This is a genomic window from Pseudomonas sp. S3_A03 (assembly GCF_054668275.1).
The window spans coordinates 390,199-413,388 of the sequence record NZ_CP162753.1 but is presented as its reverse complement, the minus strand read 5'-3'; the positions used below and the strand labels follow the sequence as shown (position 1 = coordinate 413,388).

Sequence of the window (23,190 nt, the reverse complement as noted above, 5' to 3'; positions counted from 1 at the left end):
CATCGAGCCGTACAAGGAGCCGGCGTTGAAGCCCTCCCCAGCCAGTCCCTGATCGAAACGGCCTCGAGCGAAAATCACTGTGCGCCTCCAACGCGCCGAGCGTCTTGCCCATGTGTGCCGTCACTTTTGTTGCTGTCTGCCACGGCACACCGCTTGGCGGGCAGGATCAATTACCTGGCACGCAGATGAAAGACTTCCCCCGCTCCCAGCCACTTAATGCGCCCTCCACCTAACCATGCTGGGGATTATAAAAATGGAGCACACACTCAAAACCCGCACGCTGTCCAAGGCTGTCGGCCTGGGCATCGCGCTCTTGATCACCCATTCGTCGGCCCAGGCCTACGCGCTGTACGCCGACGAAGACACCCACCTCAACGCCGACTTCCTGGCGGTCTACGGGATGTTCAACAGCCGCCACAACTACAATGGCATGCCGGGCGGCTCGACCTGGCGCGAAGGGTTCATCAAGTACGGGGTCAGCGGCGATCAGGGCCTGGCCGGGTACGGTACCGGTTATGGCGCCCTCAATTGGGTCAGCTCCGGCACCTGGGGCGACGGCGATGCGGGGGGCAATACCGTGGGTTCGGAACGCACCACAAAAATCGAAGACGCGTACCTCGGGTGGCGCTCGGCCGAGCTGTTCCCGGCACTGGGCAAGGACGGGGTAGATTTTTCCATCGGCCGCCAGGTGGTCAAGGTTGGCCGTGGTTTTTTGATCAACGACGACGGCCCCAACCTGGGCAAGGGCCCGGCTGACGGTACGTTGAACCGCGGGGGCGGTTTCTACCTCGGCGCCCGCCACGCCTTCGACCGCACGGCGGTCCTGCGCCTGGGCGGGCAGGATGGCCTGCATGGTTCGGTGCTGTGGCTCAAATCCGACAACCGCGCCCAGGCCGAAACCGAGCTGGCGGCGGGCACCCTCGACTACACGGCGGCGGCCGGTACGCTGGGGTTGACCTGGGTTCACGGCATGGGCGTCACCGACCCATGGGCCAGCGACTTCCAGAAACAGCGCGACGGCATGAACACCTACAGCCTGCGCGGCGAAGGCAGCGCGGGCATCGACAACGCCAGTTTCGCCTTCGAATACGCTTGGCAGGACAAGGACGCCGGGCCGGAAAAGCCTGGTACGGCGAAGCCGGCTACACCTTCGCCGACGTCAGTTGGGCACCGAAACTGACCTATCGCTACACCCGTTATTCGCAAAAATGGGACCCGCTGTTCACCGGACTCAGCACCGGCTACGGCACCTGGATCCAGGTGAAGTGGCCGGCAATTACGCCGGCCCGTTCAACAGCAACACCGGGGTCCACCATGTCGGCCTCAAAGCCACGCCATTGGAAAACCTGACGATTGCGGCGCTGTACTTCGATTTCAATACCCTGCGCAAGCACGATGCGCTGAACCTGGACGCTCGCGAGCTGGACCTCTACGCCGAATGGGCCGTCAACAGCCACCTGATCATCAGCCCGCTGGTGGGCCTCTACCAACCGAAAAAGGGCGCAGACACCGGCGGCAACCAAGTCGGTGGCAACGGCACCAACCTCTACAGCCAACTGACCGTGGCCGTACCCTTCTGAGCCCTTTCAGGCGCTGCCCCGCGCAGCGCCTGCGGCACGCCGGGGTGCGTGCTGATGCAGCATGCTCCCTTGCCACATGCAGCAATCAGCAATCAGCAATCAGCAATGGCGGATCAGTTGCTTCAATACCGTCTTGAACGTTTCGATCTGCGCCTCAGTGAACTCAGCGAATACCTTGTCCTGCTGTTCGCGCGCAATCGCCCACAGGTCTTCGGTTTGCTCCACGCCCGCAGCGGTCAGGCGCACGCCGCTGTCGTCGTCGCTCACCAGCCCCTTGCGCTTGAGGTTGGCCACGGCTTCGTCGATTTCGCGCACCGGCATGGCCACCTCGCGTAGCAGGTCGCCGGCGCTCAGCCGGGCGTCGTTCTCCAGCACCATCAGCATGCGCGCCTCGTTGGTGCGCAGGCCGGTGGACAGTTGCCGGGGTTGGTAGGCCGATTGGTAGGCGCGCACCGCCTGGGTCATCAGGTAATACAGGTTGTGGCTCAGGCGCCCCTGGAAATGGCTGCTCGGCGGCTGGCTGTCGTCACGCTTGGTCATGCGCGTGTGGGGTAGGACCATCGAGTAGGCGCCCTGGTGATAGAGCAGCGGCGCACGCCCGAAGTCATCGAACGCCACCACCTTGCCGATCATGATCCAGTGATCGCCGCCGTCCACCTGCTGGTAGTTCTCACAGTGAAACCGCGCCGAACAATCGGCGAACACCGGCGCGCCACCCTCGCCTGGCTGGTACTCGATCTCGGCGAAGCGATCGTCCTTGGGCCGGGCAAAATTGTTCGACAGGTCGATCTGGTCCGCCGCCAGCACGTTGACCGCGAAATGACTGGCCTGCTCGAACACTTCATGGCTGTTGGAGCGTTTGTCGATACTCCATAACACCAACGGTGGGTCGAGCGACACGGAGTTGAAGCTGTTGGCGGTGACGCCCACCTTGCGCCCGCTGGCGTCGGCGGCGGTGACCACGGTCACGCCGGTGGCAAAGTTGCCCAAGGCGCGGCGAAAGGCGCGTGGGTCGAAGGTCGATTCAGACATGCAAGACTCCCGGGCTGCGTCAGGCGCAGCCCTGATTGTTGTTATCAAAGACGGGTTCAGATCATGCTCGGGTCGGGCTCCAGGCCCATCAGCTCGCGGCCGAGGATCTGCGCGCACACGTCGTAGTCGGTGTAGGCATGGGCGCCGGTCATGTGCGAGTCACGGAACAGGCGCTGCATCTCGTTGTGTTCGAACCAGGCATTGCCGCCGGCGGCTTCAAACAGGCGATCCACCGCCTGGATGCACATCTTGGTGGCGTACGCCTGGTTGGTGCGCCAGAACGCCAGGGTTTCGCGGCTGGGGTAGCGCTGCTGCTCACTGTGCTCGGCATGATCGGCCCAGGTCTTTTCAAGAAACGCACGCGCGGCGCCCACTTGATGCGTCGACTCGGCCAGCCGCATCAACGCCGGCGTGGCCGCGCCGACCGCCGCCCCGGTGTAGGCGCGCACGCGGGTCTTGGTCTTTTCGCGGAACACATCGAGCATGCGCTCGGCGACGCCCAGGCTCACGGTGGAAAAGCCGCTGGCAAAATACGGACGGTACGGCGAGTAGAACACCTTGCTGTCGGGGTACAAGCCAAAGCCCGCGGACTTGCCCTCCATCATGTCCTTGGCCTTCTGGATACGGTGCTCCGGCACCCAGGCCTTGTCGATGAGCAGGGTCTTGGTGCCGCTGCCTTTCATGCCGGCGGCAAACCAGTCGTCGCGGATCTGATAGTCACTGCGCGGCAGCACGGCGAAGCAATAGTCCTGCGTGCCTTCGGCATTGGGCCGGCGGAAACCGACAATCGCCCACTCGGCATGGTCGCAGCCGCTGCTCCAGCCCATCTCACCGCTGAACAGCACGCCGCCCTCGACCTCTTCGGTACGCCCAAAGGGCGCGATGCTGCTGCTCGCCGTGGCGTTCGGGTCGGTGCCCCAGACTTCCTGTTGCAGGGTGGCCGAGAACAGCGCCAGCTGATGGCTGTGGGTGCACAACAGGCTCATGGCCCAGGCGGTACTGGCACATGCCCCGGCGAGCGCGGCGATGCAGTCGGCAAACTGTGGCAGCGACAACTCCATGCCGCCGAACGCCTTGGGCTGGAACGCACGATGCAGGCCGATGCCCTTGAGCAACGCCATATTCTCGGCGGGCACCTGGCGGTGCTGTTCAGCCTGCGCAGCATTGGCCGCGATGGTCGGCAGGATGGACTTGAGGTCTTCAAGGAGCGGGTTTGGCTTTTTCATGGATGGCCCTGCTTATTATTGGATGTCCGGACAACCACAGGAATCGAGGCGGGGCGCCGGATGCAGGGCCAGTATGGCGGGCGCCCCTGGGGCATAAAATGCACGTTCCACAGCCAAGATTGCACTTTTCGTAGGCCTGGCAGCCACAGACATAGCACGCGGCAGGCACAGTCAAGCCTGGCATGAAGCGGTGGCTTAACCTCGGGGTTTTCTTTGTTCACGACCAGGAAAACCCCATGAGCGATATTCCACTGCTGCCTCAGGTCGAAGCGTTTTTGCGTCGACAACACGCGCTGTTTATCGACGGTGGCTACGTACAGAGCCACTGCGGCCAGACGTTGGAGGTGATCAACCCGGCCACCGGCCAAGTCATCGCCCAGGTCGCCGACGCCGACGCGGCCGACATCGACGCAGCCGTGGCCTCCGCGCGCCGTGGTTTCAAACAATGGTCCCAGGTCGCCCCGGCGACACGCGGCACGGTGTTGTTCAAACTGGCCGACCTGCTGGAGCAGCACCGCGAAGAACTGGCGCAGATCGAAACCTGCCAATCGGGCAAGATCATCCAGATTTCCCGCGCCTTCGAAGTCGACCAGGCCGCGCATTTTTTGCGCTACTACGCCGGCTGGGCCAGCAAGATCACCGGGCAGACCATCACCCCCTCACTGCCCTCGTTCGCCGGTGAACGCTACACCGCCTTCACCCTGCGCGAGCCGGTCGGGGTGGTGGTGGGGATCGTGCCGTGGAATTTCTCCACCATGATCGCGCTGTGGAAACTCGCTTCGGCGCTGGTGACCGGTTGCAGCATCATTATCAAGCCCAGTGAGTTCACGCCGCTGACCATCCTGCGCATCGCCGAACTGGCGATGGAGGCCGGGCTGCCGCCGGGTGCGCTCAACGTATTGACCGGCGCCGGCCTGGTGGGCAAAGGGCTGGTCGAACACCCCGGCACCAACAAGGTGTCGTTTACCGGCTCGGTGCCCACCGGCATTGCGGTGGGCCAGAGCGCCATGAGCGCCGGGCTGACCCGCGCCACCCTGGAACTGGGCGGGAAAAACTCGGCGGGGTTCCTGCCCGATGTGGACCTGGAAACGGCGGTCAACGGCATCATCGAGGCGGGCTTTTTGCACTCCGGGCAAATCTGCGCCGCGGCCGAACGCTTCTTTGTGCATCGCTCGCAGATCGACGCGGTCATGGACAAACTGGCGCAGCGCTTGAGCGCGCTGAACATCGGTTCGCCGCTGGATGAGCGCACCGAGTTCGGCCCGGTCGCCAACCGTCAGCATCAACTCAAACTGGGCGCGTTCTTTGACAAGGCACGAGCGCAAAACAACCGCATCGTGCACGGCGGCAGGCTGCTTGACCGGCCGGGTTGCTACGTCGAACCGACGATCATCCTGGCCAATGGGGTCAACGACACCTTGCTCAACGAAGAGACCTTTGGCCCGATCGCGACGTTTTTGCCGTATGACACTGAGGAGGAACTGCTGGCGTTGATGAACAACACGCCCTATGGCTTGAGCGCCAGCCTGTGGACTAATGATTTGGGCAAGGCGCTGCGGATGGTGCCGGCCATTGAAGCGGGTACGGTGTGGGTGAATATGCATACGTTGCTGGACCCGGCGGTGCCGTTTGGGGGCAGCAAGTGCTCGGGGGTGGGCCGGGAGTTTGGCGGCGCGTTTATCGAGGAGTACACCGAGTTGAAGTCGGTGATGATTCGTTACTGACGATAATCCGGCTATACCGGGAACCAAATGTAGGAGGGGGCTTGCTCCCGATAGCGGTGTGGCAGTCAATGGATCTGTCACTGACCCACTGCTATCGGGAGCAAGCCCCCTCCCACATGGACCTCACTAATGGATCCACTAATTAATAGGCTGTTCGATAATCGCCCATTAAACCCCCTTTCACAGCTTGACTACCCCCTACCCCTCCAATCTAATGGATCCAACAAATAAAAATAATCCATTGCCTGGAGAGTCACCATGTACCCCAAGAACACGTGGTATGTCGCCTGCACCCCCGATGAAATCGCGCACAAGCCGCTGGGCAGGCAGATCTGCGGTGAAAAAATGGTGTTTTATCGTGGCCTGGAAGGCGCGGTGGTGGCGGTCGAGGACTTCTGCCCCCATCGTGGCGCGCCGTTGTCGTTGGGCTATGTCGAGAACGGCAACCTGGTGTGCGGCTATCACGGCCTGGTGATGGGCTGCGATGGCAAGACGGTTGAGATGCCTGGCCAGCGGGTACGCGGTTTTCCCTGCAACAAGACCTTCGCGGCGGTTGAGCGCTACGGCTTTATCTGGGTATGGCCGGGTGATCAGGCCCAGGCCGACCCTGCGCTGATTCATCACTTGGAATGGGCCGTGAGTGACGAGTGGGCGTATGGCGGCGGGCTGTTCGATATCCAGTGCGATTACCGCCTGATGATCGACAACCTGATGGACCTGACCCACGAAACCTACGTGCATGCCTCCAGCATCGGCCAGAAGGAAATCGACGAGGCGCCGCCCGTGACCACGGTGGAAGGCGACGAAGTGGTCACCGCCCGGCATATGGAAAACATCATGGCGCCGCCGTTCTGGCGCATGGCCCTGCGCGGCAATAACCTGGCCGATGACGTGCCGGTGGATCGCTGGCAGATTCTGTCGCTTTACCCCGCCCAGCCATGTGCTGATCGAAGTCGGCGTGGCCCATGCCGGCAAGGGCGGTTACCACGCCGCGCCCGAACACAAGGCGGCGAGCATTGTGGTGGATTTCATCACCCCGCAGACCGACACGTCGATCTGGTACTTCTGGGGCATGGCGCGCAATTTCAACCCTCGTGATGAAGCACTCACCGCCAGCATTCGCGAAGGCCAGGGCAAGATTTTCAGCGAAGACCTGGAGATGCTCGAACGCCAGCAACAGAACCTGCTCGCTCACCCGACGCGCAACCTGCTCAAGCTGAATATCGACGCTGGTGGCGTGCAGTCGCGCAAGGTCCTGGAGCGCCTGATCGCGCGCGAACGCGCCGGAGATCCATCATGATCGAGGTGGTGGTGACGTCGCGGCGCGTCGAGGCGCTGGACATTTGCAGCTATGAACTGGCCCGTGTCGATGGCGCACCCTTGCCGCCGTTCAGTGCCGGGGCGCATATCGATGTGCACCTGCCCGATGGGCTGACCCGTCAGTATTCCCTGTGCAATCACCCTGAGGAACGCCATCGCTACCTGATCGGCGTGCTCAATGACCCTGCCTCGCGGGGCGGCTCGCGCAGCCTGCACGAACAGGTGCATGAAGGCGCCCGCCTGACCATCAGCGAACCGCGCAACCTGTTCCCGTTGGTCCATGAAGCCCGGCGCAGCCTGTTGTTCGCCGGTGGCATCGGCATCACGCCGATATTGTGCATGGCCGAACGCCTGGCCCAGGGCGGGGCCGACTTCCAATTGCATTACTGCGCCCGCGCCAGTGAACGCGCGGCGTTTGTGCAGCGCCTCAAGGATTCGTCGTTTGCCGAGCGGGTATTCCTGCATTTCGATGAGCAACCCGACACGGCGCTCAATACCGCCCAGGTACTGGCGGCACCGGCGGACGACGTGCACCTGTATGTCTGCGGCCCCGGCGGCTTCATGCAGCATGTGCTCGACAGCGCCCGCGCCCAGGGCTGGCAGGAGGACTGCCTGCACCGCGAATACTTCTCGGCGGCGCCGGTGGACAACAGCCTGGACGGCAGCTTTTCGGTACGGATCGCCAGCAGCGGCCAAGTCTATGAGGTACCGGCCGACAAGAGCGTGGTCCAGGTGTTGGAACACCACGGCATCGAGATTGCCGTGTCCTGCGAACAAGGCATCTGCGGCACCTGCCTGACCCGCGTGCTGGAAGGCATACCGGAACACCGCGACCTGTTCCTCACCGAGCAGGAACAAGCCCTGAATGACCAGTTCACGCCGTGCTGCTCACGCGCAAAAACCGCGCTGCTGGTGCTCGATATCTGAACCGCGTCACGACGCGGGCAAGATCACCTTCATGCGTGCATCGGCGGTGGCGCTGCTGAAGATCTCGGCGTAGCGCAAGGTTGCATTGGCGTGTTCGCGCATGATGGCTTCGGCCCGGGCGCCCTGGCGATTGACCAGGGCGTCGAACACCGAATGGTGTTGCATGTGGGCATAGTTGAAGCGCCGGTATTCGCGGGCCATGTCCTCACGGTCCACCGCCAGCGCCGTCACCGAGGCGAACGGCAGGTGATCGTTGCGCGCCAGCGCATCGGCAATCGCCGGGTTGTGGCTGCCTTCGACGATGACCTGGTGAAAACGCATGTTCAGGTCGTGGTAGACCTCCAGGTCGTCCTCGGTGACGTAGCCCTTGTCGAACAGTTGATCGCCTTCGACCAGGCAACGCTCAAGCACCCTGCGCGCCTCGTCGGACAAGCCCCGCTCAGCGGTCTGGCGCGCCGCCAGGCCTTCAAGCACACCGCGCACTTCGACCGCCCCGGCAATATCGTCGGGGCTGACCGAACGCACCTGATACCCGCGCCCGCCAAACGGCACCAGCAACCCTTCCTGCTCCAGGGTACGGAACGCCATGCGTACCGGCATGCGCGACACACCAAAGCGTTGCGCCGTGGGGATCTCCATCAAGCGCTCGCCTGCCGCCAACTCGCCGCTGGCAATCATCTTGCGCAGCGCAACCAACACCAATTGACCGGGCTTACTCATCCAGGCAACTTCCAGAAAACGTGGGCCGCCATAGTACCGCAAGCCTGCGGTGCCGTCGAGACGAACGCCAGAGCCAGAACAGACTGAGGTCTACCTGATGTCAGTCAGATAGTTGCCGGCTCCCGAGCCGTCACGGGTGCCAGGCCGGGTTTTCGATCAGCAACGCCATCCCCCTGCCCGCCCCCCACGCACGCAGCCGCAATCCCATAACGCAAATGGTGCCGACGCAGTTGCCGAGCCAGGCTCATGACCAGCCGCAGCCCGGTGGCGGCCAACGGATGCCCGAGCGCAAGGGAGCCGCCCTCGACGTTAAGCCGTGTGCTGTCCAGTTCCAGCGCCTGGGCCACCGCCAGCACCTGCGCGGCCTGGGCCTCGTTGATCTCGAAGCGGCCGATATCGCCCTGGCTCAGCCCGCTGCGTTGCAACAGCAGGCGAATCGCCGGGGCCGGGCCGATGCCCATGAACTCCGGGGCCACCCCCACCACCGCACTGGCCACCAGCCGGGCCAGCGCCGGGCGCGTACTGTCGCAGGCCCGCCCTACCAGCGCCGCCGCCGCGCCGTCGACCACCGCACAACTGTTGCCGGCGGTTTGCACACCGTCGGCATGAATCGCGCGCAAACGCGCCAGGGCGCCCAGGTCGGTAGGCCGTGGGTGGCTGTCCACGCTGACCGTACCGGCCTGGCGCGCCAGGCAGATCCCCCTCGGCTGGTACCCCTCAAGTTCGAATACCTGGCTCTCCACCGCCACGATCTCTTCCACCCAGGCCCCATCACGTTGCGCCTGCAATGCGCGCTGATGACTGTCGCAGGCATACCGATCCACCGCCTCGCGGTTCAAGCCGTAACGGCGCGCCAGGTTGTCGGCAGTGGCGATCATGTCCACCGCCGGGGCCGGGTCGTACAGCGCCTCCCAGAGGAAATCCTTGAATTGCACCTCGCCCCCCAGGCGAAACCCGCCCCGGTGGGTGTAGGCGGCAATCGGGTTGCGCGACATCGACTCAGCCGCCACGCACAACGCCAGTTGCGTCCCATCGCGCAGTTGCCCGGCGGCCTGGCGCAACAGCTCGAAACCGGTGGCGCAGATGCGCTGCACCCCCAGCGCCGGGACCGCTTGCGCCACACCGCTGTACAACCCGATATGCCGTGGCAGCAAGTAGGCATCGAAACTGGCCTGGGCCATGGAGCCGGCCAGTACGCTGTCCACCGCCTGCGCTTCGATGCCGGCGCGCGCCAGCACCTCGCGGCCGACCTTGATGCCCAGGTCGATCGGCGACACTTGCGACAGCGCCCCGCCAAGGTCGACCCAGGGCGTGCGCACCGCGTCGAAAATCGCTACATCGGCAAACGCCGCGTACTGCCCGGCGCCGCTCACGCCTTGGGCTCGGCGCGCAGGATCGTCGGGTCTTCACCGCGATACAACGCCTCGACCTTGGCCGCGCGCCATTGCAGCACTGCGCGCTGGTTGATCGAGCCTTTGTCGGTGATTTCGCCACGGTCGATGGACGCCGGTTCGTCGAGCACGGCAATCCACTCCAGGCGGCTGGCATTGCCGGTGGCTTCGCGGTTGAGGCGCTGCAACCAGTCGCCGAACCACTGGCGCACCGGCGCGCTGGCCAGTACCTCGGCGTCACTGGCATCAACGCTCAAGCCCGCCAGGCGACGGCATTCGTAGGGCCTGGGAAAAACCAGGGCCCCCAGGCATTCACGGTCCGGCGCGGCGATCACCAGGTCCTGCACGTACGGCGAGCCTTCGAGCACCGCGCGATTGCGCAACGGGCCGACGCTGACAAACACCCCGGAAGACAGCTTGAAGTCCTCGGCCATGCGCCCGTCGAACATCAGCCCCAGTTGCGGCCGCTCAGGGTCGGCGAGCTTGATCGCATCGCCCGAACAGTAAAAACCCTGCTCATCGAATACTTCGGCGGTTTGCTCGGGCGCCCGCCAGTAGCCCGGCATGATGTGCGGCCCGCGAAAGCGCCCTTCGAACTTACCGTCCAGCGGCACCAGGCGCACCTCGCACCCCGGTGCCGGCAAACCGATGTAACCGGCCATCGACAATGGCCCGGTGGTGAAGGTGCAGGACGGCGCGGCTTCGGTCATGCCCAGCCCGGCCATCATGCGGATGCGCTCGCCACAGTGCTGCTCGGCCACTCGGTCGAGGCGGTCCCAGACCCGTTGCGAGAGACCGGCGGCCGCAAAAAAGAACAGCTTCATTCGCGCAAAAAGCGCTCGCGCAACTCGGCGTCCTGTTCCAGGGCCGTGACCAGCTCTTCCCAGCCCTTGGGCACGGTCAGGTAGGCGGTGGGCGAAATCTCCTTGAGATTGCGCAGGGTCTCGGCAATGCCCTGGGCGGTGGGTTTGCCATTGTCCAGGTAAAACGTGCCGCCGTTGTAGAGCACGATGCCGACGTTGTGGCTGCCGCCAAAGGTGTGATTCCACGGCAGCCAGTCCACCAGCACCGGCGGTTCCTCGCCAAACACCGGAAACGTCTGCAACAGCATCTGCTGGTTGGCACAGAGCATGCGTTGGGTGGTGACCACCGCCTTGGGCAACTTGGTCGAGCCGGAGGTGAAGAGAAATTTGGCGATGCTGTCCGGCCCGGTGGCGTCAAACGCCGCCTCGGCCTCGGCGCCACCCGGCGTTTGCAGCAGGCTCGCAAAGCTTGCCTGGCTGCGCCCCGACACTTGGCCGCGCACGCAGATCAGCGGGGTGTCGGCCGGCAACACGGCGTCGATCGCGCGCTGGTATGCCAGCGCATCACTGACGAACACCAGCCCCGGCTGCAGCAGGTCGCACACATGCCGCAGCTTGGCGAAATCCTGGGACAACAATGAGTACGCGGGCGACACCGGGCAATAGGGAATACCGGCATACATGGCGCCGAGCGCGAGCTGCAGATGCTCGATATCGTTGCCCGACAGCAGCGCCAACGGCTTGTGCGCCGACAGCCCATAACCCAGCAAACCCTGGGCAATGGCGCGCACGCTGTCGAGCATTTCCCGGTAGCTGACGCGGCGCCACGCGCCGTCGGCCTGGCGTGCGGCGATAAAGGTTTGCTCGGGCCGCACCTGCGCCCAATGCACCAGCCGGTCGAGTAAGCGCGGCGGCAACTCGGCCAGGGGTTCCAGGGAACGCATATGCAGCACGCCCTGTTCTTCAGTGACCTCGACCGGCGCATGGCCGATGGACACCGCGCGGTATCGCGGCGGGTGCTGCTCGGGCTGGGGTTGCGCTCTGAATTCGGAACTCACAAGGATGTCCTCCGTCAAGGCGGGCCAACGCCGCCTTGTTATTGTTAGGTCGCGATGCCTGCTCAGATCGGATAGTGCCGTGGCCCGTTCTGCAAGGTCACCCAGCGCAGTTGCGTAAAGTGTTCAATCGCAGCCTTGCCGCCGAAACTGCCGTAGCCGCTGGACTTGACCCCGCCGAAGGGCATCTGCGCTTCGTCATGCACGGTCGGGCCGTTGATGTGGCAAATGCCCGACTCCACCCGTTGCGCCAGCGCCAGGGCACGCCCGGTGTCGCGGCTGAAGATCGCCGCCGACAGGCCAAATTCGGAGTCATTGGCCAGGCGCAGCAGCGCTTCATCACCCTCACCACGCAGCAGCACCGCCACCGGGCCGAAGGACTCTTCGCGGTACAGGCGCATGTGTTCGGTGACGCCATCGATCAGCGTCGGTTGCAGAATGCTGCCGTCCAGTTGCCCACCCGTCACCAAGCGTGCGCCTTTGCTCAGCGCGTCGTCGATCAGCGCCTTGATGCGCGTTCCGGCGCTGGCATCCACCAGGGAACCCAGCACAGAATCCGGCGCAGCGGGATCGCCCGCGTGCAGGGTCGCGACCTTGGCCGCCAGCTTGGCGACAAACGCATCAGCGACCTTGGCGTCGACAATCAGGCGTTCGGTGGACATGCAGATCTGCCCCTGATTGAAATAGGCGCCAAAGGCCGCCGCCGCTACCGCCGCATCCAGGTCAGCGTCGTCGAGCACCAGCAACGGCGCTTTACCGCCCAGTTCCAGCAACGCCGGCTTGAGGTGACGTGCCGCTAGCTCGCCGACAATCCGTCCGACATGGGTGGAGCCGGTGAAGTTGACCCGCCGCACCGCCGGGTTGGCGATCAGCCGTTCGACGATGGCGGCGGCATCCGCCGGGGCATTGCTGATCACATTGACCACGCCATCGCCAAGGCCGGCGTCTTGCAACACCTGGCCGATCAGACGGTGCACCGCCGGGCTCAACTCCGACGCCTTGAGCACCACGGTGTTGCCGCAGGCCAGCGGCATGGCGATGGCGCGGGTGGCGAGGATGACCGGGGCATTCCACGGCGCGATGCCCAGCACCACGCCGCACGGCTGACGCAAGGCCATGGCGAAACTGCCGGGCACATCGGAGGGGATCACGTCGCCCGTGATCTGGGTGGTCATCGACGCGGCTTCGCGCAGGATGTTGGCCGCCAGGCGCACGTTAAAGCCATACCAGTTGGCCATGGCGCCGGTCTCGCCGGCAGCGGCGATAAATTCGGCGCTGCGCGCCTGCAAGTGTTCGGCGGCAATGAGCAAACGCGTGCGGCGCTCGTTGGGCGCCAGCGCCGCCCATGTGGGGAACGCGGCCTGGGCAGCGGCCACGGCGGCGTCGGCGTCGTCCAGGGTGGCGGCGGCCACCCGCGAGACCACGTCACCGGTCACCGGGTTGCGACGCTCAAAGGTTCGACCGTCGCGGGCAGGGCACGACTGGCCGCCAATCAGTAGGGGCACGTCCAGCATGGTGATTCCTCTTTATTATCTTTATCGGGAATACGTTCAGCTTCGGTCACAGCAGCGCGGCCCGAGGGCCGCGTGTCTCAGCGTTTATACGCCTGCAGGCCAGGCTTGATGCTCTTGTCGTCGAGGAACTGCTTCATACCCTGCTCGCGACCGCCCTCGGTGTCGAGCAAGCGCGACTGATCGAGCTTGGCGTAGAGGTAATCCTCGTTCTGCTCCCAGGTCAGTTCGCGGCAACGTTTGAAGCCATGTTTGGCCGCACGCAGCACCACCGGGTTTTTCTCCAGCAGGTTACGCGCCAGCTCAATGGTGACTTCGCGCAGCTGGGCCAGCGGTACGCTCTCGTTGACCAGGCCCATTTCGGCGGCTTTGCGCCCGTCGAAGGTCTTGCCGGTCATGATGTAGTACAGCGACTGGCGATGGCCCACGGTGTCGGCCATGGCCTTGCTTACCAGGTTGCCCGGCGGGATGCCCCAGTTGATTTCCGAGAGGCCGAAGGTGGCTTCGTCGGCGCAGATCGCCAGGTCGCATGCCACCAGCGGGCTGAAGCCGCCACCGAAGCACCAGCCATTGACCATGGCGATGGTCGGCTTGGCGTACATGCGCAGCAACTTCCATTGCCATTGCGAGGCTTCGCGGCGGATTTTTTCCTGGAGGATTTCCGGGCCGGCGTCCACTTCGCGAAAGTATTCCTTGAGGTCCATGCCCGCGGTCCAGGCTTCACCGGCGCCGGTCAGCACCAGAACACCGGCGGCCGGGTCCTGCTCGAGGGTCTCCAGCACGTCGATCATTTCCCGGTTGAGGGTCGGGCTCATGGCGTTGCGTTTTTCCGGACGATTGAGAATGACCCAGGCAATGCCTTCCTCGATCTCGACTTTGACGGTGGTCCAACGGCCTTCGTAATTGCTCATGGCGGTACGCTCTTGTTCTGGTGTGAAGATGATTCGAAATTAAACCGCAAATATAGTTATGTCAATTAACTATTAATCCAGATAACCACTATTTTTCGCGCCGGCACCCAGGTTTTTTCGGGCGGCGTAAAAAGCCGGCATAGCCATTGCTCGCCAACCCCGGCAAACTAGATAGCCTTCTTAACCGCCACCTTCTGAGGACTGCACTGCCCATGGCCAAGCCTTCCAACATCGCCGCCAGCCAGGCCCTACCCGACCACGACGAGGGGCGGCCGCCGCTGGATTCAGCCCTGGACGATCTGATCGGTTATGCCATGCGCCGCGCCCAGCTCAAGCTGTTCCAGAACCTGATCAGCCGGCTGGCGGACCACGACCTGCGCCCCGCGCAGTTCTCGGCCCTGGCGATCATCGAGCAAAACCCAGGGCTGATGCAGGCCGACCTGGCGCGCGCCCTGGCCATCGAGCCGCCCCAGGTGGTGCCGTTGCTGAACAAACTGGAAAGCCGCGCCCTCGCCGTGCGCGTGCGTTGCAAACCGGACAAGCGCTCCTACGGGATCTTCCTCAGCAAACCCGGTGAAGCGCTGCTCAAGCAACTCAAGGACATCGCCACGCAAAGCGACCTGGACGCCACCGCAGCCCTGGACGTCGAGGAACGTGCAGAGCTGCTGCGCTTGCTCAAGAAGGTCTACCAGGACGGATGACCTACCACAGCGCCACGGTGTAGAGCACCAGGAAGCGGGTCTGGTTTTCATCGCGAAACGCCGCGCCACCAGGGAAGTCGTTACGGTAGATCGACTTGCGCGCCATCAGCCCGAGGTTTTTCAGCGGGCCACTCTGGATCACGTAGCCCAGTTCCATCTGGAACTCGCGCTCCTTGCGCTCCTCGGCATTGAAGGCTGCCAGCTCAATGTTGTCACCCCGCACATAGCGCAGCCGGGTCTTCAGGCCCGGCACGCCCGACGCGGCGAAATCATAGTCATAGATGGCCTGCCAGGTGCGCTCCTTGGCGTTGAGAAAGTCCGAACTCATGGTCAGTTCGCTCATGCCCATCAATTCGGTGCCGGAGATATAGGGCGTGGCCGTCTCCCCACTGGAATGCATGTAGCCCAGGCTGACCCGGTGGCCGCCCAGGCGGTAGCCGAACAGCGCCGAGAGGTTGCGGTTGTCGACCTTGCCGGCCTTGGCGCTGCCGTCCTCGCGGCTGAAGAAACTGCGCAGGTCGCTGGTGAACACGCCATCGCCCACCGGCAGGTTATGCAGCAACGCCAGGGTGTCCTGCTGGTACAGGTCCGCCACTTCGGCGTGGTACGCGCGCAGGCTGAGGTCCTTGTTGACCTGGTAATCGCCGCCCACATACGCCAGGTGCGAGGTGGTGGCCGTGGCATTGAAACGCCGGTTGGGCGAGGCAATGGTCATGGCCTGGTAGTCGGTGGAGTCGCGCTTGTTGATGCGGTCGATGTAACCGGTGTTAAGCGTCAGGCCGTCGATGTCCTTGGAGCTCAAGGTGGTGCCGCGAAAGGTTTGCGGCAGCAGGCGCGACGGGCTGGCAAACGCGAACGGCAGGAAGATCGACACGTCGCCGGCCTTCACCGTGGTTTGCGCAAACCGCAGTTTGGCCGTCGGCGCCAGGCGCGAATATTCATCGGCGGCACGCTTGTCGCCGGCCGACACCGGCAATAATTCGGTGCCGCTGCGGTCCGGCGACGAGTCCAGCTTGACCCCCATCAACCCACGCACATCCAGGCCAAAGCCCAGCGGGCCAGGGGTATACCCCGATTCCAGGTTGAGGATGAACGCCTGCGCCCATTCCCGCGCGGCGGTCTTGGCGCCGTCGTCCTTGTAGTCACGGTCCAGGTAGTAATTGCGCAGCGTGAGGGTGCCATGGCTGTCGTCGATAAAGCCCGCCGCCCAGGACGGCGCTGGCAGGGCACTCAACATCAGCAACGCGCTGATCAGGCGTGGAGCGCTGTGAGGCACACAGCAGGCGGCCGCAACGGCGCCGGTGGGAAGTTTCGGCATGTTCGATGTCCATTTTTTGTTGTTGTTTTCGGGGCGGCACGCGCTTGGTCCAAGCGGCTTCGCGAATAGAGAATGGAAACAGCAGGCGGCACTCGTCAACAGCCACTGACCGATAATCGAACATTAATAAACGTATCTATTTGGCATTTTCCTACCCGCGCTAATCTCAAACGGCCGGGGTAGACGGCTCTTTTCATGATGACGTGCGCAGATCCGCCGCCCTTCTTTTTATAGTTATATTTGTTATCTTAATTGCCAGCGGCAGGCCAGGCTCGCCACAACAAAAACAACAATGAGGTTTGCCCATGAACAGTCCATCGCGTCGTTCGACGCTGACGATCGCTCTGTGTTTTATCGTTGCGCTGATCGAAGGCTTCGACCTGCAAGCGGCCGGCACCACCGCCGCAGGGTTGCGCCACAGCTTTGCCCTCGACCCGAAAATGCTTGGCTGGGTGTTCAGCGTCGGGATCATCGGCCTGCTGCCGGGCGCGTTCTTTGGCGGCTGGATCGCCGACCGTATCGGCCGCAAGAAAATCCTGGTGATGGCGGTGCTGCTGTTCGGGCTGTTCTCCCTGAGCACCGCGTTTGTCGACAGCTACGGCAGCCTGTTGCTGGTGCGCTTCCTTACCGGCCTGGGCCTGGGTGCTGCGCTGCCCAACCTGATCGCCCTGTGCGCCGAAGCGGTGAGCGAGCGTAACCGTGGCACCGCCATCAGCGTGATGTACTGCGGCGTACCGCTGGGCGGCGCATTGGCGGCGGTGGTGGCGATGTTTTCCAGTGAACACTGGCAAACCACGTTTATCATCGGTGGCCTCGCGCCCTTGCTGGCCGTGCCATTGATGATCCTGCTGCTGCCTGAATCCAGCGCCTTTCGCCAACAGTCGCCCACCACGCCCGGCGCCCGCGCCTCTACCCGCCAGGCCCTGTTCGGCGAAGGTCGCGCGCGCACCACACTGGCGTTGTGGCTCAGTTATTTCTTCACCCTGACCGTGATGTACATGCTGCTCAATTGGCTGCCGTCGTTGTTGCTGGAACAAGGCTTCAGCAAACCCCAGGCGGGCATGGTGCAGATGCTGTTCAATATCGGCGGCGCCCTGGGCTCGCTGCTCGGCGGCGTGCTGCTGGACCGCTGCAATGCGCTCAAGGTGGTGGCGTTCGTATACGTCGGTTTGCTGGGCGCGCTGGCGGGTGTCGGCCTGTCGGTGGGCATCGTGCCCATGGCCATCGCGGGCTTCGCCGCCGGTTTGTTCGTGATGGCCGCGCAACTGGTGCTATACGCCAGCGCCCCGCCCTCCTACCCCACTGCCGTGCGCGCCACGGGTGTCGGGGCGGCCGTGGCCATCGGGCGATTGGGCTCGGTGGCCGGGCCGCTGGCAGCCGGGCAATTACTGGCGGCGGGCGCCGGTACCACCGGCGTGCTGCTGGCGACTTCGCCAGGAGTGGTCATTGCCGCACTCACCATCATCAGCGTGATGGTGCGTACGGCGCCCCTGAACCTGCCCGATACCTCGACCTCTAGAACTGATGCAGCCAGTTGAGCACCAGTTTGTTGCCCTGGGTACGGTTTTGCGCCTGCTGCTCAAAGTAGGCGTTCACTGACAGCACGTTTTCCTTGTTGAACGCGTAGACCAGGCCTGGGCCGATGGCCCAGACCTTTTCGCGACGCCCGCTCACCGCGTCCCCATCAACCTTGGTGTCGGTGATCTGCTTCAACCAGTAGCCGTTCAACCCCACGCTCAGCTGTTGGCTCACGGCGTATTGCAACGTCAGGTTGGCGTGCAACGCCTGGCCGGCCTGGGTGCTGGAGACATCGCCAAAGCCGGCCGCCGGCTCATCGTTCTTGCCATTCCACAGGTACATGAAGCGCCCACTGGCCGACCACGTGGGGTTGAACCAGTAGGTGGCTGCGTAGTACGGGTTGAATGACCAGAAGTTACTGCCGGGGTTGATCGAGCGCTTGCGATCATAGGCGCCCACCGGCACCGAGATGTCGGCCTCGACACGCTGGGTCAGCAGCGGGCTGCCGTCAGCGCGGCTCATGGTCGGCAGTTGCAGGAAAGGCCCGATCACCACATCGCCAAACCCCGCGCGGGAACTGAGCGCAGCATTGTCCAGACCGTCATCGACATCCACATGGGCCAGCGACGTATTGATCAGGGTAAGGCCCGGCATCGCGCCGTTGGCCAGGGGTTGGCCGACGTAAATGATCTGCGTGGTCGGCGCCACCACTTCGACGTCCTGGCGGGGCAGCGCCAGCTTGTTACCGTGGGCATCGTTGAATCGGCTGGCCCGGGAGTACGTCAGGTACTCCTCAAGGTACCAACCGGGCCCGGCGGGTGCCGGCGAGCCATCATAGAAACTGGTGCTGCCCAGGTTAAGTCCTGGCAGGTCGTAGGCGTATGCGGTCGACGACAGCGCGACAAACGTGGTGGCCGCAACCGTCCGCAAGATAGGCTTGAGCATCTTGTATGTCCTGTATTTTTGTTGTTGTTCAAGACCCCCGGCGCGTTGGCTGCGCACCGGGGCTTAACGGGGTGGCAAGGCCTACACGTAGGTGGCCGCCAAGCCGCCATCCACCGGCAGGTTGACGCCGTTGACCCAGCGCGCCGCGTCCGAGCAGAGGAAGGCAATCACCGCCGCCACCTCGTCGGCCATGGCCGGGCGAGTCATGCGCCGGCTGTCCTGGGCCACCCGCTCCGGGCCGAGCATGCTGACGAAGTCACCGAGGATCGGCGTGAACACCGGCCCCGGCGCGACGCAGTTGATGCGCACCCCGTGATCGCGGAACCAGGCCTGGGACTGCGCAAAGCTCCAGACAATCAGCGCCTCCTTGAAGTACTGGTAACAGCTAGCCTGCTCGACCGGATGGTCGTTGAGCCATTGCTGCCCGGCGCGGTAGCTTGCAGTCGCCGCCAACGCCTTGTGCTGCGCCAGCCGTTGCGGCCACTGCGCGCCGAGGACCGAGGCGACATTGACGATGCTGCCGCCCACCGGCAGGCGGGGCAACAACGCTTGGGTGAGATGGCGCAGCCCCAGGTAATTGACCTTGGCCACCGCTTGCACCGGTGCCGTGCCGGGCACGCCGGCAATGTTGCAAAGCGCGTCGACCCGCGCCGGCAGGCGCGTCACCAAGGCATCAATGCTGGCAGGGTCGCCCAGGTCGGCCTTAAAAAAACCATCCAGGGTCAACTGCGGTTCATGGCGATCGACACCAATGACCGTGGCGCCCTGGAAGCGCGCAAGCCGTGCCAACTCGGCGCCAATGCCTGAGGCGACGCCGGTGACGACCAGGGTTTTGTTGTGCAGGTTCATAGTCAAGCCCTCTTGTTTTTGTATAGGCGTGGGTGCATCAAAACCGCGAGCCGGGGCTCAGAAAGGGTAAGTCGGCGCAGTGTTTTTCACGGTGACCCACTGCCACTGGGTGTACTCGTCCCAGTCGGCCGGCCCGCCGACACTGCCGCCATTGCCGGACGCACCGCGCCCACCGAAGGGGTTGATGCATTCGTCTGCCACGGTCTGGTCGTTGATGTGCAGCAAGCCGACGTCAAGCCGCTCGCCGATGGCCATGGCACGCCCCACCGACGGCGAGATGATGCCGGCCGAGAGGCCGTATTCCGTGCGGTTGGCCAGCTCGATGGCCTCCTCGTCCGTGGCAAAACTGACCAGCGTGGCCACCGGGCCGAATATTTCATCTTCAAAGGCGCGCATGCCCGGCCGCACGCCGCTGAGCACGGTGGGCTGGTAAAACAACTGGTCGTATTCGCCGCCGGCTTCCAGCCGCGCACCGGCTTGCAGGCTGTCGCTGACGATCTCGTGTACACGCTGCAATTGGCGCGCGTTGATCAACGGGCCGAGCGCGGCTTCACCACGGGCGGCATTGCCCACGGTCAGGGCGCGAGCCTTGTCCACCAGCTTGCGCGTGAAGCTGGCGGCAATCGATTCATGCACCAGGATCAACCCGGTGGCCATGCAGATTTGCCCTTGGTGCAGCCAGGCGCCCCAGGCGGCGTTGCTCGCGGCCAGGTCGAGGTCGGCGTCTTCGAGGATGATCAACGGGTTCTTGCCGCCCAATTCCAGCGCGACTTTTTTCAGGTGTCGTCCGGCCACCTCGGCGACTTTGCGCCCCGCCGCCGTGGAGCCGGTGAACGCGATCATCCGCACATTGGGGTCGCGGCACAGTGCCTCGCCCGCCGGCGCGGCACCGGGCAACACGTGCAGCAGGCCCTTGGGCAGGCCTGCCTCCTCGAACAGCCGGGCGATGAGGAACCCGCCGCTGACCGGGGTTTGCGGGTCCGGCTTGAGCACCACTGCATTGCCCGCGGCCAGGGCCGGCGCCACCGAACGCATCGACAGCACCAACGGGAAGTTGAACGGGGAAATCACCCCGACCACGCCATGGGGTTGGCGCCGCGCATACGACAAGCGTCCCGCCGCACTGGGCAGCACCAGCCCATGGGGTTGGGACAACAGCCCCGCCGCCTGATGCAGCAGCACAATCGCCTCGCGCACTTCGTGTTCGCCCTTGAACAGCGCCGCCCCGGTTTCCCGCGCGACATACAGCGCCAGTTCGGCAAAGGACTGCTGGGCCAGATCGGCCGCCCTGCGAAACACTTCGGCGCGCTCCCGTGGGCCGAGGGCGGCCCATGCCGGTTGGGCCAGGGCCGCGCTGCGGCTGGCAATGGCGACGTCGGCGGGGCTGGCCATGGCGCAACGCATCAAGGGTTCGCCGGTGGCCGGCTCGATAACAGGGACCGCAGCCCCCGAGGCGGGTATCCAAGCGCCGTTGAACAGGCACTCGGACTCAATGGCCCGCTGTAGCAGGTGGGTGGTTTCAGACACTGACATGGCAACTCCGGTTCTTGTAATTGTCATCGTCCGCACAGGGTGCAAACGCCGCCTCAAGCCTTGAGCAAAGGCTGTGCCGTTTGCACGCGCCGGCCGGAGCATCCGCCGGCGAAGGCTCTAGGCCGCGGCCTGCCGCACACTGCCCAGGCACGCCGCGCCCAGCGCCGAGAAAAACCGCAGCCCTGCCACTTGTTCAATTGATAAGGTTATGTTTAATAACTATCTCAGCGGTTACTCATATCGATCATTCGCTTTGCAGGGGCATAACAATGACTAATCCCCACGGCGCTGTGCCTGAACACCCGACGGCCACTGCGCCCTATCATCCGCGTGGCGACAGCCGCCAACTCAGCGACAACAGTTCGCCGACGCCGGCGGAACTGACCGACTGCCTGTTTTTTCGCCCGAAGACGGACGCATCTGGCTCAACGACCAACGCATGCTGCTGCTGCACAGTTCCGCCTTCGGCACCCTGCGCGGGGAGGTCATCGAAAGACTCGGGCTGGAGCAGGCGCGCGGCCTGTTCACACGCACCGGTTACGCCTCGGGCTTGCGCGATGCGCGCCTGATCCGTGAACGCTGGCCCCAGGCCGATGCCGCTGCGGTGTTTCGCGCCGGCACGCACCTGCATACCCTGGAAGGCATGACCAAGGTAGAGCCGCTGCACTTCAAATTCGACGCTGACTCGGGGTTCTATGAAGGCGAGTTTCTGTGGCACCACTCGTGCGAGGCCGACGAACATGTCAGCGCCTATGGCATCGGCCAGGACCCGGTGTGCTGGACGGAAACAGGCTATGCCATCGGTTTCGTCAGCGGCCTCTTCGGGCAAATGGTGATTTTTCGCGAAGTGCAATGCCGTGGCATGGGCCACAGCAGTTGCCGGGTGATCGGCAAGACGGCCGAACAATGGGGCGACGTGGAACAGGACCTGCGCTACCTGAATGTATCCCAACCCATCACCAGCCCCGCCGTTACCACGCCCACCCCACCGCTCAATGAGGGCAGCAGGCTTGATGCGCCCCCACCGCTGATTGGCGCCAGCGCCGCCTTCAACGCCGCGACCCAAGCCCTGCAACGTGTCGCGCTGACCCCGGCGACGGTACTGATCAGCGGTGAGTCCGGCGTGGGCAAGGAGATGTTTGCGCGCCAGTTGCACCAACTCAGCGCCCGCCGCGACAACCCATTCGTGGCCCTCAATTGCGCGGCCATCCCCGACAACCTGATCGAGGCCGAACTCTTCGGTGTGGAGCGCGGCGCGTATACCGGCGCCACGCATTCGCGTCCCGGGCGTTTCGAGCGCGCCCAGGGCGGTACGTTGTTCCTGGATGAAATCACCAGCCTCAGCCTGGCCGGGCAAAGCAAACTGCTGCGGGCCTTGCAGGAACGCGAGATCGAACGCGTCGGCGGCGTGCGCGGCATCAAGGTAGACGTGCGGGTGGTGGCCGCCACCAATATTGATCTGCGTAAAGCGGTGGCGGACGGCACGTTTCGCGAAGACCTGTTCTACCGGCTGAATGTCTACCCCATCGCCCTGCCGCCACTGCGCGAACGCCGGGATGACATCCCCCTGTTGATTAATGCGTTCCTCACACGGTTCTGCCAGGAATATGCACGCACGCCCGCAGGCTTGACCATGCGCGCCCTGAAAGTCCTGCTGCGCTACGACTTCGCGGGCAATGTGCGCGAACTGCAAAACCTGATCGAGCGCGGCTTGATCGCCAGCGATGAGGGCCAAGCCATCGACTTGGTGCACCTGTTTCGCAACGAAGCCCTGCCCGCCGCTGCGTACAGCCTGGACGATCACGGCAGCCTGTCGAACAGCGGCCCGGTTGCGTGCCCCGCACTGCTGGACACCCTTGGCCAACTGGACCAGGGGTTTTCCATCGAAGGCCTTGAATCTCGCCTGATCAACGAAGCCCTGCAACGCAACGCCGGCAACCTGGCCGCCGCCGCCCGGCTGGTGGGGCTGAGCCGCGCCCAATTTGCCTACCGTTTGAAGAAACATCAGCGCCAAACCCGCTGAGTTTGCGCAGGCAAGCGCGCTGCCCGGCAATCAGTGCTTTAAAAGCTTTACCCATTTAAGTATTTTGCTGGGGTAACGGGCGACCAGCGCCCTCTTTTTCCTC

13 protein-coding genes and 5 pseudogenes are annotated in these 23,190 nt (G+C 64.0%); 7 read left to right on the top strand and 11 right to left on the bottom strand.

Annotated elements, in window-relative coordinates; all coding sequences use genetic code 11:
• The first annotated feature begins 253 nt into the window (after positions 1–253).
• Positions 254–1,580: pseudogene (locus AB4O25_RS01905) on the top strand (alginate export family protein).
• 99 nt (positions 1,581–1,679) lie between these two features.
• Here AB4O25_RS01905 and AB4O25_RS01900 read toward each other — a convergent pair.
• A complete protein-coding gene (locus AB4O25_RS01900) occupies positions 1,680–2,612 on the bottom strand; it encodes a p-hydroxyphenylacetate 3-hydroxylase reductase component (protein WP_017528284.1) in 933 nt (310 codons plus the stop codon).
• A gap of 56 nt (positions 2,613–2,668) precedes the next feature.
• Positions 2,669–3,838 (bottom strand): p-hydroxyphenylacetate 3-hydroxylase oxygenase component, encoded by a 1,170-nt coding sequence (locus AB4O25_RS01895; protein WP_065877792.1) that lies wholly within the window; start codon positions 3,836–3,838, stop codon positions 2,669–2,671.
• A gap of 236 nt (positions 3,839–4,074) precedes the next feature.
• Between AB4O25_RS01895 and AB4O25_RS01890 the strand changes: the two genes are divergently transcribed.
• The 3 genes and pseudogenes from AB4O25_RS01890 (at position 4,075) to AB4O25_RS01880 (ending at position 7,809) form a co-directional block, all read left to right on the top strand.
• Entirely contained in the window at positions 4,075–5,562 is a 1,488-nt protein-coding gene (locus AB4O25_RS01890; protein ID WP_460150382.1) for an aldehyde dehydrogenase family protein, read from the top strand.
• 258 nt (positions 5,563–5,820) lie between these two features.
• Positions 5,821–6,862: pseudogene (locus AB4O25_RS01885) on the top strand (Rieske 2Fe-2S domain-containing protein).
• Positions 6,859–7,809, top strand: a complete 951-nt coding sequence (locus AB4O25_RS01880; protein WP_065877788.1) for a PDR/VanB family oxidoreductase — start codon at positions 6,859–6,861, stop codon at positions 7,807–7,809. Before AB4O25_RS01885 ends, AB4O25_RS01880 begins: the two are co-directional and overlap by 4 nt.
• Positions 7,810–7,815: 6 nt before the next feature.
• Here AB4O25_RS01880 and AB4O25_RS01875 read toward each other — a convergent pair whose 3' ends face one another.
• From AB4O25_RS01875 to AB4O25_RS01855, 5 genes and pseudogenes are all read right to left on the bottom strand, one after another.
• The gene (locus AB4O25_RS01875; protein WP_017528279.1) at positions 7,816–8,529 is read right to left on the bottom strand and encodes a GntR family transcriptional regulator; all 714 of its coding nucleotides are present in this window, start codon (positions 8,527–8,529) and stop codon (positions 7,816–7,818) included.
• A gap of 130 nt (positions 8,530–8,659) precedes the next feature.
• Positions 8,660–9,902 (bottom strand): annotated as a pseudogene (locus AB4O25_RS01870) (thiolase family protein).
• Positions 9,899–11,781 (bottom strand): annotated as a pseudogene (locus AB4O25_RS01865) (feruloyl-CoA synthase). The pseudogenes AB4O25_RS01870 and AB4O25_RS01865 overlap by 4 nt, the downstream one beginning before the upstream one ends.
• Positions 11,782–11,843: 62 nt before the next feature.
• A complete protein-coding gene (locus tag AB4O25_RS01860) occupies positions 11,844–13,292 on the bottom strand; it encodes an aldehyde dehydrogenase (protein WP_065878558.1) in 1,449 nt (482 codons plus the stop codon).
• Between the two features lie 77 nt (positions 13,293–13,369).
• Positions 13,370–14,200, bottom strand: coding sequence for a p-hydroxycinnamoyl CoA hydratase/lyase (locus AB4O25_RS01855; RefSeq protein WP_017528275.1), 831 nt, complete (start codon positions 14,198–14,200; stop codon positions 13,370–13,372).
• Between the two features lie 212 nt (positions 14,201–14,412).
• On the opposite strand from AB4O25_RS01855, the gene AB4O25_RS01850 reads away from it, so the two are divergent.
• Entirely contained in the window at positions 14,413–14,901 is a 489-nt protein-coding gene (locus AB4O25_RS01850) for a MarR family winged helix-turn-helix transcriptional regulator (protein WP_068932200.1), read from the top strand.
• Between the two features lies 1 nt (position 14,902).
• Here the strand turns inward: AB4O25_RS01850 and AB4O25_RS01845 are convergent, their stop codons facing one another.
• A complete protein-coding gene (locus AB4O25_RS01845; RefSeq protein ID WP_017528273.1) occupies positions 14,903–16,219 on the bottom strand; it encodes an OprD family porin in 1,317 nt (438 codons plus the stop codon).
• A 305-nt stretch (positions 16,220–16,524) separates the two neighbouring features.
• On the opposite strand from AB4O25_RS01845, the gene mhpT reads away from it, so the two are divergent.
• Positions 16,525–17,757 carry a 3-(3-hydroxy-phenyl)propionate transporter MhpT gene (gene mhpT, locus AB4O25_RS01840; RefSeq protein ID WP_460150378.1) on the top strand — a complete coding sequence of 411 codons (1,233 nt, stop codon included), beginning with the start codon at positions 16,525–16,527 and terminating at the stop codon, positions 17,755–17,757.
• On the opposite strand, the gene AB4O25_RS01835 is transcribed toward mhpT, so the two are convergent.
• From AB4O25_RS01835 to AB4O25_RS01825, 3 genes are all read right to left on the bottom strand, one after another.
• On the bottom strand, positions 17,735–18,682 hold the full coding sequence (locus AB4O25_RS01835; protein WP_065878564.1) for a SphA family protein: 948 nt from the start codon (positions 18,680–18,682) through the stop codon (positions 17,735–17,737). The genes mhpT and AB4O25_RS01835 overlap by 23 nt on opposite strands.
• A gap of 81 nt (positions 18,683–18,763) precedes the next feature.
• Positions 18,764–19,531: a coniferyl-alcohol dehydrogenase gene (locus AB4O25_RS01830; RefSeq protein ID WP_017528270.1), complete on the bottom strand. Its 768-nt coding sequence runs from the start codon at positions 19,529–19,531 to the stop codon at positions 18,764–18,766.
• A gap of 57 nt (positions 19,532–19,588) precedes the next feature.
• Positions 19,589–21,064, bottom strand: a complete 1,476-nt coding sequence (locus AB4O25_RS01825) for a benzaldehyde dehydrogenase (protein ID WP_017528269.1) — start codon at positions 21,062–21,064, stop codon at positions 19,589–19,591.
• A 269-nt stretch (positions 21,065–21,333) separates the two neighbouring features.
• On the opposite strand from AB4O25_RS01825, the pseudogene AB4O25_RS01820 reads away from it, so the two are divergent.
• Positions 21,334–23,087 (top strand): annotated as a pseudogene (locus AB4O25_RS01820) (sigma 54-interacting transcriptional regulator).
• The last annotated feature ends 103 nt before the right edge of the window (positions 23,088–23,190 follow it).